14 protein-coding genes are annotated in these 14,691 nt (G+C 64.7%); 10 read left to right on the plus strand and 4 right to left on the minus strand.

From position 1 onward, the window contains the following. Nucleotides 1–87: 87 nt before the first annotated feature. Complete coding sequence (locus tag UP06_RS17570) at nucleotides 88–1,053, minus strand: Bug family tripartite tricarboxylate transporter substrate binding protein (protein ID WP_045004333.1); 966 nt, start codon at nucleotides 1,051–1,053, stop codon at nucleotides 88–90. 195 nt (nucleotides 1,054–1,248) lie between these two features. Between UP06_RS17570 and proB the strand changes: the two genes are divergently transcribed. The 10 genes from proB to UP06_RS17620 all read left to right on the plus strand — a co-directional run bounded on the left by proB (nucleotide 1,249) and on the right by UP06_RS17620 (nucleotide 10,898). Then, on the plus strand, nucleotides 1,249–2,370 hold the full coding sequence (proB, locus tag UP06_RS17575; protein WP_045004334.1) for a glutamate 5-kinase: 1,122 nt from the start codon (nucleotides 1,249–1,251) through the stop codon (nucleotides 2,368–2,370). Between the two features lie 147 nt (nucleotides 2,371–2,517). Then, a complete protein-coding gene (locus tag UP06_RS17580; protein WP_045004336.1) occupies nucleotides 2,518–3,813 on the plus strand; it encodes a glutamate-5-semialdehyde dehydrogenase in 1,296 nt (431 codons plus the stop codon). A gap of 23 nt (nucleotides 3,814–3,836) precedes the next feature. Continuing rightward, nucleotides 3,837–4,481, plus strand: coding sequence for a nicotinate-nucleotide adenylyltransferase (locus tag UP06_RS17585; RefSeq protein ID WP_045004338.1), 645 nt, complete (start codon nucleotides 3,837–3,839; stop codon nucleotides 4,479–4,481). A 224-nt stretch (nucleotides 4,482–4,705) separates the two neighbouring features. Beyond that, nucleotides 4,706–5,062 carry a ribosome silencing factor gene (rsfS, locus tag UP06_RS17590; protein ID WP_045004340.1) on the plus strand — a complete coding sequence of 119 codons (357 nt, stop codon included), beginning with the start codon at nucleotides 4,706–4,708 and terminating at the stop codon, nucleotides 5,060–5,062. A gap of 97 nt (nucleotides 5,063–5,159) precedes the next feature. Next, a complete protein-coding gene (gene rlmH / locus UP06_RS17595; RefSeq protein WP_045004342.1) occupies nucleotides 5,160–5,642 on the plus strand; it encodes a 23S rRNA (pseudouridine(1915)-N(3))-methyltransferase RlmH in 483 nt (160 codons plus the stop codon). A gap of 33 nt (nucleotides 5,643–5,675) precedes the next feature. After that, a complete protein-coding gene (locus UP06_RS17600) occupies nucleotides 5,676–7,040 on the plus strand; it encodes a murein hydrolase activator EnvC family protein (RefSeq protein ID WP_045004344.1) in 1,365 nt (454 codons plus the stop codon). Next, on the plus strand, nucleotides 7,037–8,395 hold the full coding sequence (locus UP06_RS17605) for a S41 family peptidase (protein ID WP_045004346.1): 1,359 nt from the start codon (nucleotides 7,037–7,039) through the stop codon (nucleotides 8,393–8,395). The genes UP06_RS17600 and UP06_RS17605 overlap by 4 nt, the downstream gene beginning before the upstream one ends. A gap of 145 nt (nucleotides 8,396–8,540) precedes the next feature. Further along, complete coding sequence (locus tag UP06_RS17610; protein WP_045004347.1) at nucleotides 8,541–9,764, plus strand: divergent polysaccharide deacetylase family protein; 1,224 nt, start codon at nucleotides 8,541–8,543, stop codon at nucleotides 9,762–9,764. 66 nt (nucleotides 9,765–9,830) lie between these two features. Then, nucleotides 9,831–10,334 carry an RNA pyrophosphohydrolase gene (locus UP06_RS17615; protein ID WP_045004348.1) on the plus strand — a complete coding sequence of 168 codons (504 nt, stop codon included), beginning with the start codon at nucleotides 9,831–9,833 and terminating at the stop codon, nucleotides 10,332–10,334. 63 nt (nucleotides 10,335–10,397) lie between these two features. Then, the gene (locus tag UP06_RS17620; protein WP_045004349.1) at nucleotides 10,398–10,898 is read left to right on the plus strand and encodes an RNA pyrophosphohydrolase; all 501 of its coding nucleotides are present in this window, start codon (nucleotides 10,398–10,400) and stop codon (nucleotides 10,896–10,898) included. Nucleotides 10,899–10,910: 12 nt separating this feature from the next. On the opposite strand, the gene UP06_RS17625 is transcribed toward UP06_RS17620, so the two are convergent. From UP06_RS17625 to atpD, 3 genes are all read right to left on the minus strand, one after another. Continuing rightward, nucleotides 10,911–12,548, minus strand: a complete 1,638-nt coding sequence (locus UP06_RS17625; RefSeq protein ID WP_045004350.1) for an adenylate/guanylate cyclase domain-containing protein — start codon at nucleotides 12,546–12,548, stop codon at nucleotides 10,911–10,913. Between the two features lie 147 nt (nucleotides 12,549–12,695). Further along, on the minus strand, nucleotides 12,696–13,103 hold the full coding sequence (locus UP06_RS17630; RefSeq protein ID WP_045004351.1) for a F0F1 ATP synthase subunit epsilon: 408 nt from the start codon (nucleotides 13,101–13,103) through the stop codon (nucleotides 12,696–12,698). A gap of 90 nt (nucleotides 13,104–13,193) precedes the next feature. After that, the gene (gene atpD / locus UP06_RS17635; protein WP_045004352.1) at nucleotides 13,194–14,636 is read right to left on the minus strand and encodes a F0F1 ATP synthase subunit beta; all 1,443 of its coding nucleotides are present in this window, start codon (nucleotides 14,634–14,636) and stop codon (nucleotides 13,194–13,196) included. Nucleotides 14,637–14,691 lie beyond the last annotated feature (55 nt).

The raw sequence follows: 14,691 nt of genomic DNA on the forward strand, positions 1-14,691 counted from the left end.
CTCTCCGCGAGCCCAACTGCCACCGTCCCCGCAGAGACTCCCCCTCACCCCGACCCTCTCCCCGCAAGCGGGGCGAGGGAGAGGAATTCAATTCTCGATCTTGTATCCCGTCGCCGTCACGATCGGCTGCCAGAACGCCGTGTTCGCGGCGAGCTCCTTGGACAGACCTTCGGCATTGCTGCCGACCGGAATCAAGCCGATCGCGGTGAGCCTTTCCTTCACGTCAGGCTTGGCGAGCGCCGCGCTCGCGGCAGCGCCGAGCTTGCTTGCGAATTCCGGCGGGCTGCCGGCGGGGAGCCACATGCCGTACCAGGCATCCGCGACGAGATCGATGCCGCTCTCCTTCAGCGTCGGGACTTCTGGCGCGAAGGGCGAACGCTCCGCGCTCGAGACCGCAATGATGGTCACGCCCTTGGCGCGATGCTGCGGGAGTGCGTCGGCCAACGTCGTGATCCCGAACGAGATGTGGCCGCCAATGAGGTCGTTGAGGATCGGCGCGCTGCCGCGATAGGGCACGCGGGTCAAGGGAATGCCGAGATCCTTCTCCAGTTTCGATCCGGCAAAATGCGGAATGGTGCCGTTGCTCGGTACCCCGAACGACGTCTTGTCGGGATGCGCCTTCAGCCACGCCACGAATCCTTTGAAATCCGTGACATCGACTGCCGGACCGACCACGAGCGCGAACTCGAACCGCGCCAGGAGCGACACCGGCATAAAGTCCTTGGCGGTGTCGAAGCTCGGCACCGTCTCCACCATCGGCAGCAGGTACATGGTCGGACCCGTCGTCACCAGCACCATGCTGCCGTCGGGGCTTGCGCCCTTCACCGCCTTGATGCCGATCAGGCCGTCGCCGCCGGTGCGGTTCTCGACCACGATGGTCCGTTGCAGCACCGGGGCCATCTCCTGCGCGATCAGGCGGCATAGCGTATCGCCGCCGGCCCCCGCTGCGAACGGAAAGATGATTTTGGTGAGCCCGGCCTGCGCCTGTGCCCCGCCTGCCTGCGCGAGCAGCGGCAGCCCCAGACATCCGGCGACGAAATTGCGGCGATCCATTCGTTTCCTCGTTTGGCCCACTATAGTTGGCTGCAATTAGAGCCAGGCGGGCGTCCCGGACAAGGCCGTTTACCGGGCCTGCCGCCTTGCGCCGGCCATCGTCCTGCTGCAAAAGCAGGCCTCATCGGCGCCGCCTGTCGCTCCGCCGTCTTTCGAAGCAGAGCAATTCGTCGCAACGCGCCAATACATACACACATGGCCAGCCCCGAACTCAGTCAATTCCGCCGCATCGTCGTCAAGGTCGGCTCCGCGCTGCTGGTCGATTCAGACAAAGGCGAGGTGCGGGCGTCCTGGCTCGCCGCGCTCGCCGACGACATGGCCAAGCTGCACCGCGAGGGCCGCGACGTCCTCGTCGTCTCCTCGGGCTCGATTGCGCTCGGCCGCAGCCGGCTGAAACTGCCGCGCGGCCCCTTGAAGCTCGAGGAGAGCCAGGCTGCCGCCGCCGTCGGCCAGATCGAGCTCGCCCGCATCTGGTCGGAGGTGCTCGGCGCCCACGGCATCGGCGCCGGCCAGATCCTGGTGACGCTCCAGGACACCGAGGAGCGCCGCCGCTATCTCAATGCGCGCTCCACCATCGGCAAGCTGCTAGAGTGGCGCGCCATCCCCGTGATCAACGAGAATGACACGGTCGCCACCAACGAGATCCGCTATGGCGACAACGACCGCCTCGCCGCGCGCGTCGCCACCATGGCGAGCGCCGATTTGCTCGTGCTGCTGTCCGACATCGACGGGCTCTACGACGCTCCGCCGAAGAACAACCCGAACGCAAAGCTCATTCCCGTCGTCGACAGCATCACCTCGGAGATCGAGGCTGTGGCAGGAGACGCCGAATCCGAGCTGTCGCGCGGCGGCATGCGCACCAAGGTCGAGGCGGCGAAGATCGCCACCACCGGCGGCACGCATATGCTGATCGCCTCCGGCAAGATCGAGCATCCGTTGCAGGCGATCGCCAATGGCGGCCGCTGCACCTGGTTCCTGACGCCGGCCAATCCCATCACCTCACGAAAACGCTGGATCGCGGGCACGCTGGAGCCGAAGGGCACGCTGACCATCGACGCCGGCGCGGTGACGGCGCTGCGCGCCGGCGCCAGCCTGTTGCCGGCCGGCGTGATCAAGGTCGAGGGCCAGTTCGCCCGCGGCGACGCGGTGATCGTGCGCGGCCCCGACACCAGCGAAATCGGCCGCGGCCTGATCGCTTATGACGCCGAGGTTGCCGAGCGGATCAAGGGCCGCTCCTCCCCGGACGTCATGACCATCCTCGGCAGCAGCGGCCGCTCCGAGATGATCCACCGCGACGATCTGGTGGTGGGCGGGTAAGGCCGCAACGGCCGCTTTTTCACGGAATTTGCTAGGCCAATGACCTAGCCGGCACGCGGCCGGGAGACCAGCCATACCCTCCCGACCCTTCGCAGAAGCGGGATTTCCGTGCTAGGACACTGCCTTAGCAGAAGGTTGAACTCTCCTATGGCCGCCCCCCTCAAAGCCGTCGACGGCAATGCCGATCTCCAGGCGCTGATGACCGATCTTGGCACCCGTGCCCGCGCTGCCGCGCGCGTGCTGGCGCTGGCGCCGCCGGAGCAGAAGAACCGGGCGCTGGAAGCCATGGAACGGGCGATCCGCCAGAATGCGTCGGCGATCCTTGCCGCCAATGCCGAGGACGTCGCAGAGGCCCGCGCGTCCAGCAACATGACCTCCTCCTTCATCGACCGCCTGACGCTGACGCCGGCGCGGGTCGAATCCATGGCCGAAGGCATCGGCATCGTGCGCGGTATCGCTGATCCCGTCGGTGTCGTCACCGAGAGCTGGCAGCGGCCGAACGGCATGACCATCGAGCGCGTACGCGTGCCGCTCGGCGTCGTCGGCGTGATTTTTGAGAGCCGACCCAATGTTGCAGCAGACGCCGGCGTGCTGTGCCTGAAGGCGGGCAATGCCGTGATCCTGCGCGGTGGCTCCGACAGTTTTCGTTCGTGCCGTGCCATCCATGAATGCCTGGTGCAGGGCTTGCGTGAAGCCGGACTGCCCGAGGCCGCGATCACGCTGGTGCCGACGCGCGACCGCGCCGCGGTCGGCATGATGCTGTCCGGGTTGAACCGCGCGATCGACGTGATCGTGCCGCGCGGGGGAAAAAGCCTCGTCGCGCGCGTCGAGGCCGAAGCACGCGTGCCGGTGTTCGCCCATCTCGAAGGCGTCAACCACGTCTACATCGATGCCAGCGCCGACCTCGCCATGGCCAAGTCGATCGTGCTCAATGCCAAGATGCGCCGTACCGGCGTCTGCGGCGCCGCCGAGACGCTGCTGGTTGATCGCGCCGCTGCGGCCAAGAGCCTGAAGCCGCTGGTCGAGATGCTGATCGAGGCCGGCTGCGAAGTCCGCGGCGACGACGCCGTGCAGAAGATCGATGCGCGCGTAAAACCTGCGAGCGCTGACGATTGGGACACCGAATATCTCGACGCGATCATCGCAGCGAAAGTGGTCGACGGCGTCGACGGCGCGATCGCGCATATCCAGAACCACGGCTCGCAACACACCGATGCGATCGTGAGTGAGGATCAGGCGGCTGCGACGAAATTCCTGAGCGAGGTCGATTCCGCGATCGTGTTGCATAACGCCTCGACGCAGTTCGCCGATGGCGGCGAGTTCGGCTTCGGCGCCGAGATCGGCATCGCGACTGGGCGATTTCATGCCCGCGGCCCGGTCGGCGCCGAGCAGTTGACCAGCTTCAAGTATCGCGTCCACGGCACAGGTCAGACGCGGCCGTAAGTCATGTCGCGAGGCGCGGGGCATTGAGTAACAATTTCGTCGCGCCACGTTTCTTCGCGCAGGCCATACCGCCCTATACCGAGGGCATGCGCATCGGGCTGCTCGGGGGCTCGTTCAATCCGCCGCATCAGGCCCATCGCGCCATCAGCCAATTTGCGCTGAAACGCCTTCAGCTCGACCGCGTGTGGTGGCTGGTGACGCCGGGCAATCCGCTGAAGGAGAACGGCACGCTGCATGAGCTCGGCGAGCGCATGCAGGCCGCGCGCGACGTCGCCAACGATTCCAGGATCGAGGTCACCTGTCTCGAATCCGTCATTCGTACGCGCTACACTATCGACACGATCAACATTTTGCGCCGCCGTCTCAGTGGCTTGCGCTTTGTCTGGATTATGGGCGCCGATAACCTCGCTCAATTCCATCGTTGGCAGCACTGGCGGCGCATCGCCGACCAGGTGCCGATTGCGGTCATCGATCGCCCGCCACAGAGTTTTCGCGCCCTCGCCTCGCCGGCTGCCCAGGCGCTTTCGCGCTATCGCATGCCCGAGAATAAGGCAGCATTGCTTGCGGACCAGCGGGCGCCCGCCTGGGTCTTCCTGACCGGATTGAAGCTGAATCTCTCCTCGACGGGCTTACGGAACCCGGACGGGAGCTGGAAAGGTACGAAGTGAGACGGAGTGTGCGGAAGTCGTGTGGATTTTGGGGCTCTCTGGCATATTGAAACCCTTAACCCCACATGATGTAGTGTAACCAGTGAAGGTCGGATTCGGCCTTCGCGATACAGTGAAAGGAATGGTCCCTGGCCACGTCTGTATTGTCCAAGTCAGCTTCACCCAAGTCTGTTTTACCCAAGGCAACGAAACCGGCGCGTAAAACATCGACCAAAGCTGCGGCCTTGAAGGCGCAACCCGACGCCGACAAGACGCTGAGCCTGATCCTCTCCCGCCTCGAGGACATGAAGGCGGAAGAGACGGTCACCATCGACCTTCGCGGCAAATCGGCATACTCCGACTACATGATCGTCACCACGGGCCGGGCCAACCGGCACGTTGGCGCGATCGCGGAGAACGTGACGAAGAGCCTCAAGGAAACCGGCATCAAGAACATCCATGTCGAGGGCATGCCCAATTGCGACTGGGTGCTGATCGATTCCGGCGATGTGATCGTGCACGTGTTCAGACCCGAGGTCCGCGAGTTCTACAGTCTGGAAAGATTGTACACGCAGGGCCCAGGGGCGGCGAAGGCGATCTAGAGGCCTGACGAGCCGATTTCAAATCGGCTGACGCGCATGCTAGCGTCGTGCGCGCGCATCATGCGCGCGGTCTTGGAAACGCGACCCTGAAAATATCATGCGTGTTGCTGTCATTGCGGTGGGCCGGCTGAAGCAGGGCCCCGAACGGGAGCTTGCCGACCGCTATTTCGAGCGGTTCGACGAAGCCGGCCGCAAGCTCGGATTCCGCGAGCTCTCCGTCCACGAAATTCCCGAAAGCCGTGCCCGCGATACCGCGACGCGGATGGCTGAGGAGGCCGCGGCGATCTCCGCGCATATTCCCGACAAGTCGATCCTGGTGGCGCTGGACGAACGCGGCCAGAATCTCGATTCCACCGTATTCGCACGGAATCTCGGACGCTGGCGCGACGAGGGCGCCGGTCATACTATCTTCGTGATCGGAGGGGCGGACGGACTTTCGCCCGAATTGCGCCGTAAGGCCAAGCTCGCGATCGCGTTCGGCTCTGCGACCTGGCCGCATCAAATGGTCCGCGTCATGCTTCTGGAACAGCTTTATCGGGCCGCCACCATTCTGGCCGGCCATCCCTATCACCGCGCGTGATGCGCGCCACAACGAGCACCTTTGCTTAAAGCGATGCGAGCGCCGATCCTCAATTTGTTGCTGATTGCAAGCTGCGCCGGCGCAAGCCTCTTCGCTGAAGAGAGCCTCGCGCAAGCTCAGACGGCAACGCCGGCGCCACAGACCGCAGCCATTTCACCCGACGCCATCAAGCAGCGCGAGCAGGAGCTCGAAGCCGCGCGCGCGAGCAAGAAGAGCGCGGAGGAAGCGCAAGCCAAGCTGAAAAGCGAGATCACTGCGCTTGGCCAGGACCGCACCCAGTTCAATCAGCAATTGATCGACACCGCCGCCAATGTCCGCGCCGTCGAGACCAAGATCGACGAGGCCGAAGCGCGGCTGCGGACGTTGAACGGCCGCGAGCAGGAGACACGCGCCTCGCTTGATTCGCGCCGCGCCGACATCGTCGAGGTGCTGGCGGCCTTGCAGCGCGCCGGCCGGCGCACGCCGCCGGCGCTCTTGGTGCGGCCCGAAGACGCGCTGCAATCCCTGCGCACCGCGATGCTGCTCGGCGCCGTCGTGCCGGAATTGCGCGGCCGCGCTGAAAAGATCGCAGGCGAGCTTGGCGAGCTCGTTGTCTTGCGCAAGAGCATCGCCGCCGAGCGCGACCAGCTCGCCTCCGACCGCGACAGGGTCCGCAACGACCAGACCCGGCTCACCGCCCTGGTCGACGAACGGCAGCGCCAGCAGTCGGCGCGGGAAAAGGACCTCGACGCCGAGAATTCGCGCGCGATCACGCTGTCAAAGCAGGTCGGCGATCTCCAGGGGCTGATCGCCAAGATGGAGCAGGACCTGCAAAGCGCCGCCAAGGCCGCTGAGAAGGCGGCTGAGGCCGCAAAGCAGGCCGAGGCCAAGGAGGCCAAGGCAGCTGCAAACGCGGCCGCCAACGCCAAGCCCGGCCCGGCCACTTTCAAGGACCGTTCCCGGACCACCCCGGCGATTCTCTTCGCCTCGGCCAAGGGCCTGCTGCCCTTGCCGGTTAACGGTAACAAGATCAGGGACTTTGGCGGTTCCGACGGGGTCGGCGGGGTCCAGAAGGGCATTTCACTGGCGACCAGGCCCGGTTCGCAGGTCACAACGCCGTGTGACGGCTGGGTGGTCTATGCCGGACCGTTCCGCAGCTATGGACAACTCTTGATCCTCAATGCCGGGGGCGGGTATCATGTCCTGATCGCCGGGATGGAGCGCATTTCGGTAAACATCGGCCAGTTTGTGCTCACGGGGGAGCCGGTCGCGACCATGGGGTCGACTTCTCAAGTCGCCTCCATTCTTGCCACGAACGCGAGTCAACCTGTGCTCTATGTCGAGTTCCGCAAAGACGGCACTCCAATCGATCCAGGCCCATGGTGGGCCGCAAATGAAGGCGAGAAGGTTCGCGGATGATGCGCAAGACTTCAGTTATCCTCCTCAGCGCTGCCACCGGTGCGGCGCTGACGCTGTTCGTGACCCAGCCGCGCGCGGTGTTCATGGGCTCCAGCGCGCGAGCCGCGACCGCGGACACCTATCGCCAGCTCAATCTGTTCGGCGACGTCTTCGAGCGCGTGCGTTCGGACTATGTCGAGAAGCCCGACGACACCAAGCTGATCGAGTCCGCCATCAGCGGCATGCTCTCCGGCCTCGATCCGCATTCGAGCTACATGGATGCCAAGAGCTTCCGCGACATGCAGGTGCAGACCCGCGGTGAGTTCGGCGGCCTCGGCATCGAGGTCACGATGGAAGACGGCCTGATCAAGGTGGTCTCGCCGATCGACGACACGCCTGCTTCGCGCGCCGGCGTCATGGCCAACGACATCATCACCAATCTCGACGAGGAGGCGGTGCAGGGCCTGACCCTGAACCAGGCGGTCGAGAAGATGCGCGGCCCCGTCAACACCAAGATCAAGCTCAAGATCATCCGCAAGGGCCAGGACAATCCGATCGACGTCACGCTGGTGCGCGACAACATCCGCGTCCGTTCGGTGCGTGCTCGCATCGAGGCCGACGACATCGCCTATATCCGCATCACCACCTTCAACGAGCAGACCACCGAAGGCCTGAAGAAGGAGGTCGCCAACCTCTCGAATCAGATCGGCGACAAGTTGAAGGGCTACGTCATCGACCTCCGCAACAATCCGGGCGGCCTGCTCGAGGAAGCGGTCACCGTGTCTGACTCGTTCCTGGAGAAGGGCGAGATCGTGTCGACCCGCGGCCGCAATGCCGAGGAGACCCAGCGCCGCACTGCGCATTCAGGCGACCTCACCAAGGGCAAGCCTGTCATCGTGCTGGTCAACGGCGGCTCTGCTTCGGCGTCTGAAATTGTCGCCGGCGCGCTCCAGGACCACAAGCGCGCGACCATCGTCGGCACGCGTTCGTTCGGCAAGGGCTCGGTGCAGACCATCATCCCGCTCGGTTCGGGCAATGGCGCGCTGCGTCTGACCACGGCGCGCTACTACACGCCGTCGGGCAAGTCGATCCAGGCCAAGGGCATCGTGCCCGACATCGAAGTGCTCCAGGACGTGCCGGATGAGCTGAAGTCCCGCACCGACACCAAGGGCGAGGCTTCGCTGCGCGGCCATCTCAAGAACGACGGCGACGAGAAGACCGGCTCGCAGTCCTACGTCCCGCCGGACGCCAAGGATGACAAGGCGCTCAAGATGGCCGACGATTTGCTCCACGGCATCAAGAACAGCGCCTCCGCGGCACCCACGCCGGGCACCACCGACAAGGCGGCTGCCGACAAGCCGAAAGCTGCGAACTAAGCGCATTATCCGATCTGTCGAAAAGGGCGGCTCCTGGAGCCGCCCTTTTTGCTTGGAACTTCCGCGTCGCGCCCCCGGCCTATCCCGGCCTGCCGCCGCTTGACCCCGGCGTGGTATCGTCGGCACCAGTGATTCGGGATCGCGCATGACTGAAACGGCCGATGATCTGAGCGCCCCGCTCGGACAGGAGAAGCCGCGCCGGAAACGGCGGCTGCGGCTGCCGTTCACGGCCATGCAGGCACTCGCCATCCTGCTCGGCCTGTTCCTGGTCGCCTTTGCCGGCTTTGCCATCTTCAACAAGGATCCGCTCGGCGGCGAACCGATGACGCGGATCGCGATCCGCGACTCGAAAGCCACCGACGAGAAGCCCGCCGCCGAGGCGGCCGCGACCGGCCATGGGCAAGAGAGCAAGCACGAGACCAAGGAGGCGCCGAAGCCGGCCGCTTCAGGCGAGAACAAGACCGTCACCATGATCGACGGCTCCACCGGCGCACGCCGCGACGTGGTGATCGGCGGTGGCGACGCCGCTGACAAGGGCGAGGCAGCTTCCGCTGCGCCGGCCGTCATGGCCGGGATCGACCCCAAACTGCTGGAGAAATCGCGCTACGGCATGATCCCGGTGGTTTCCGGAGATCTGAAGCCGTTCAACGTCTATGCGGCCGATGCCGACCGCGCCAAGGCCGCCAAAATGCCGGTGGTCGCGATCGTGATCGGCGGCCTCGGCGTCGGCGCCGCCAAGACCACCGACGCAATCATGAAGCTGCCGGCGGCGGTGACGCTGGCCTTCACGCCTTATGGATCAGATCCTGGAAAACTTGCCGAGCGGGCCCGCGCCCAACGCCACGAGATCTTCCTTCAGATTCCGATGGAGCCCTACGACTTCCCGGACAATGATCCGGGGCCGCAGACGCTGCTGACCTCGCTGAGCGTCGACCAGAACACCGACCGCCTGTACTGGCATCTGAGCCGGATGCAGGGCTATGCCGGCATCACCAATTTCATGGGCGCCCGCTTCGTGGCGACCGACGCGGCGATGCAGCCGATCATCCGTGAGGCGTCCAAGCGCGGGCTCGGTTTCTTCGACGATGGTTCCTCGCCCCGCAGCATCGCGCCGCAGGCCGCGGGTAGCCTGGCGGTACCGTTCGGGAAGGGCGACATCGCCATCGACGCGGTGCCGACCCCGGCTGAGATCGACCGTGCCCTGAACAAGCTGGAATCGACAGCGCGAGAACGCGGCGTCGCCATCGGCACCGCCTCCGCCCTCCCGGTCTCGATCGAGCGGCTCGGCGCCTGGACCAAGACATTGAGCGACCGGGGTATCCTTTTGGTGCCATTGACAACCGCGATGCTGAAATCAAAATCCAGCTAAATCAACGAATTGGTACGGCAGGGGTCCTCGACATGCCTGCCGGCAGTACGCGAGAGGTCTGGCGGAATGGCGCGTTATGAGGATCTGCCCTACCGAACCTGCGTCGGAGTGATGCTGATCAACAATAAGGGCCTGGTGTTCATCGGCCGCCGCGCCGGCGGCATCGAGCATGTCGACGAAACCCATGTCTGGCAGATGCCGCAAGGCGGCGTCGATCCCGGCGAGAATACCTGGGACGCCGCCAGGCGCGAACTCTATGAGGAGACCAGCGTGCGCTCGGTCGAGCGGCTCGGCGAGGTCCCGGACTGGCTGATCTACGACATCCCGCGCACGGTCGCGGGGCGCGCCTGGAAGGGCCGTTATCGCGGCCAGCGTCAGAAATGGTTCGCGGTCCGCTTCACCGGCAAGGACAGCGAGATCAACGTCGAAAACCCCGGTGGTGGCCACAAGGCCGAGTTCGTCAACTGGCGCTGGGAGCCGATGAAGAACCTGACCGAGCTGATCATTCCCTTCAAACGCCCGGTCTATGAGCGCGTGGTGAAGGAATTCTCCGCGCTGGCGGAAGAATAGTCCTTATTGTCGTCCCGGTTCGATGCGCAGCATCGAGCCGGAATGACGACGAAAGATGCATGAGTGACTGATCAAAAACCCTACCGTCCCAATGTCGGGATCGCGCTGTTCAACGCCGATGGCCGCGTGCTGATCGGGCACCGCTTCAAGGGCGACGGCCCCGAGATCATCCTGCCGGGCCTCGACTGGCAGATGCCGCAAGGCGGCGTCGACGAGGGCGAGAACCTGCGCGATGCCGCGATACGCGAGCTCTGGGAAGAGACCAGCGTCAAGAGCGCAACCTATCTCGGCGAGACCGACTGGCTGACCTACGAGTTTCCGCCTTACGATGGGCCACAGACGCACCGGCTGGCGAAGTTTCGCGGCCAGCGCCAGAAATGGTTCGCGCTGCGCTTCACCGGCCGCGACGAGGAGATCGATCCGCTCACACCGCGCAACGATCAGCCCGCGGAGTTCGACGCGTGGCGCTGGGAGCGCCTCGACCGTGTCGCCGATCTCGTGGTGCCGTTCCGCCGCGACGTGTATCGCGCCGTGGCGACGCAGTTTGCGGTGTTTGCTGCTTAGGCCGAAGCAAGTTTAATTCGTCGGTCCCACCGTAAACGGGCCGATCGCGATCACGTGGCAGTCGCTGTCGTGCTTGACGCAATCGGCGAGGGCCGTGTTGATTGCGGTCTGCTCGTCGGCGGCTTTCAGGCCGAGACCGGGGCGACCAGCGCTGCCGACAGCGACGGCGTTCCAGCCCATGCCCTCGCCAAGCTTGCGCACGACATTGTCGCGCGCATCGGCCACGATCGAGGAATTGCTCGCGGCGTGGAAGAAGCCGGTGACCCTGAGCAGGGTTGGGATCGGCACGACGAAGACATCGTCGACCGCGACGATCATGCAGGCCACGCCTGCGATCGCGCCGCAAGATTCCAGCGAACGCCGCGTCGTCTCGTCGACCGACGATGCCCCCAGCACCATGAAATATTGTCCGCCGGGACCGAGTGCGATCGAGCGCGATTTCGCCGCCGGAACATACATGTTCTCGACGCGGACTTTCGCCTGGTCGCGCAGCATCGGAAAGTCCTTCGTCACGAAGGCGCGCTCGGTCATGGTGTCGTGCCGAACCCAGGGCTTCGGCGGCATCGGCGGCCCGCCATGCGTGTAGACGACGTTGTTGCCGACCGCATAGAGCTCGCAGCGCCGCGGCGATTGCGCGGCATCCGCGCGCTTCTGGCACTGGTCTAGCGCGGCATTGCGCGCGGCTTCCTCGTTTGGCTGATTGAGCGCAGAGCCGGAAAAGCCGCCGATGTTCAGGGCGAAGGCCTTGTAGTCGCCGGCGGCGGAATATTCGTTGGCCAGATAGGTACGCAGGCGTTCGCCGATGAACGGCACGGCGTCCGCGGGGAGCTTGCCGCTTGATGCGGCCGGCGGCGAAGGCATCGGCGCCGGCGTGGCCGCAGCATTTTGCGTCGGCATGGGCATCGGCGACTTCGCGGCCATTGTGGGCGTCGGGCTCGGTGTTACCGTCGGGCTCGGCGCTATCGCGGCGGCCGTCGACGGTCCCGTCGAGGTCTCGAGCTTGGTGAAATAGAGGAAGCCACCGACACCGATGGCGACGACGGAGACCACGCCGACCACCAGCGGCCACATCCAGTTCGGCGCGGAGCCTGCCTTCGCGACCTTCTTCACCTTGGGCGTGGAGTAAGTGCCGTCTTCGCGCCGCATCGCCACCATGTAGGCGTGCACCGGCGTCGGGATGTTCTTGACCTCCTGCGCGCCGATATCGGCGAACTGCACCGACAGCTTGTTGGCGACCTGCTCGTGCACGGCACGGGAGACGCAGATGCCGCCGACCTCGGCAAGGCCCTCCAGTCGCGCGGCAATGTTGACGCCGTCGCCGAGAAGATCGCCGTCGCGCTCGACCACATCGCCGATGGTGATGCCGATCCGGAACGACATCTGCCGACTCGGCGGATAAGCCATGTTGCGGGTTCGCAAGCTTTCCTGGATGTCGATCGCGCAGCGCACCGCATCCACGGCGCTCGGAAATTCCGCGAGCACGGCATCGCCGGCGGTATTGAAGATGCGGCCGTTTGCCTTGGCGATGAAATCGTCGATGAATTCACGGTAGGAGGCCAGACGCCGCAGCGTCTCTTCCTCGTCTTCCGCGACCAGCCTTGAGTAACCGGCAATATCGGCTGCGAAAATCGCCGCGATCTTGCGTTTCATCTGCTACCCGCCCCGGAACAAAGCTCGCGCGCAGAATGCCGCTATCGGCGGCGAGGTGCAACAAAGTTTCAGCGCCCGTCACGGTCGTGACGAGCGCTGAACTTATTCGGGAAATTTCGATCGAGCCCCGGAGCGGTACCCCGGGGCTTAATGCATAGCCGTCGAGTTGAGCTGCTGCTGGATGCTCTTGAAGTGGTCGAGCCGCTCGATGGCCTGATCGAGCTCGCTGCCCTCGTGCTCCTTGAGGCTCTCTTCCATGTCCGAGATGGTCTCGGCGAACTTGGCACGGTCGAGCTCGGTCAGCGACGTCGCGACGTCGGCGAGTACGGTCAGGCCCTTCTCGGAGACTTCGGCGAGGCCACCGAGCACGATGATCTTCTCGTGCTTGCCGCCGGTGGTGATGGTGAGAATGCCGGGGCGGATCGCAGCCACGACCGGCGCATGACCCGCCAGCACGCCGAAATCACCCTCGACGCCGGGGACGTCGACCTGGTCGACCTCGCCCGAGAATGCGAGCTTTTCCGGAGAGACGAGATCGAAGTGGAAGGAGGCCATGGAGAACGCCTTGCGAATGGTGAGGTGCGAATTGCGAAGTGTGAAAACAGGGAGCAGCTATCCGCCACTCCCTATTCGCTATTCGCCAGCTTAGGCGGCCTCAGCCGCCAGCTTCTTGCCCTTCTCGATCGCCTCTTCGATGGTGCCGACCATGTAGAAGGCGGCTTCCGGCAAATGGTCATACTTGCCTTCGCAGAGGCCGCGGAAGCCCTTGATGGTGTCCGCGAGGTCGACGAACTTGCCGGGCGAGCCGGTGAAGATTTCGGCGACGTGGAACGGCTGCGACAGGAAGCGCTCGATCTTGCGGGCGCGGGCCACCGTCAGCTTGTCCTCTTCGGAAAGCTCGTCCATGCCGAGAATGGCGATGATGTCCTGCAGCGACTTGTAGCGCTGGAGCACCTGCTGGACCTGACGCGCGGTGTCGTAGTGCTCCTGGCCGACGACGAGCGGCGAGAGCATGCGCGAGGTCGAATCGAGCGGGTCCACCGCCGGATAGATGCCCTTTTCCGAGATCGCGCGGTTCAACACCGTGGTGGCGTCCAAATGCGCGAACGAGGTCGCGGGCGCCGGATCGGTCAAGTCGTCGGCCGGAACGTAGATGGCCTGCACCGAAGTGATCGAGCCCTTCTGCGTGGTGGTGATGCGCTCCTGAAGCGCGCCCATGTCGGTTGCGAGCGTCGGCTGATAACCCACGGCCGAAGGAATACGACCCAACAGCGCCGACACTTCCGAGCCGGCCTGGGTGAAGCGGAAGATGTTGTCGACGAAGAACAGCACGTCCTGGCCCTGATCGCGGAAGTGCTCGGCGACGGTCAGACCGGTGAGGCCGACGCGGGCGCGCGCGCCCGGCGGCTCGTTCATCTGACCGAACACCAGCGCGCATTTCGACTTCACGCTCGGATCCGGATTGTGCGGATCGGCGTTGACCTTGGACTCGATGAACTCGTGATAGAGGTCGTTGCCCTCGCGGGTACGCTCGCCGACGCCGGCGAACACGGAATAACCGCCGTGCGCCTTCGCGACGTTGTTGATCAGCTCCTGAATCAGCACGGTCTTGCCGACGCCGGCGCCGCCGAACAGGCCGATCTTGCCGCCCTTGGCATAGGGCGCGAGCAAGTCGACGACCTTGATGCCGGTGACGAGAATTTCAGCTTCGGTCGACTGGTCGGTGTAGCTCGGCGCTTCCTGGTGGATGGCGCGCATGCCTTCGGACTGGATCGGGCCCGCTTCGTCGATCGGCTCACCGATCACGTTCATGATGCGGCCGAGCGTGCCAGCGCCCACCGGAACCGAGATCGGCTGGCCGGTGTCGGTCACTTCCTGGCCGCGCACCAGACCTTCGGTCACGTCCATCGCGATCGTACGCACGGTGGACTCACCGAGATGCTGCGCGACTTCCAGCACGAGGCGGATGCTGCCGTTCTTGGTTTCCAGCGAATTGAGAATGGCCGGCAAATGGCCCTCGAACTGAACGTCGACGACGGCGCCCATGACCTGGGTGACGCGACCGACCTGGTTAGCTGCTGTGGCCATGATTAGCTCTCCTTCGGAATTCTGTACTTGCGAAATTCTGGACTTGAACAACCGT

It is taken from the genome of Bradyrhizobium sp. LTSP857 (assembly GCF_000938285.1).
Lineage (GTDB): Bacteria > Pseudomonadota > Alphaproteobacteria > Rhizobiales > Xanthobacteraceae > Bradyrhizobium.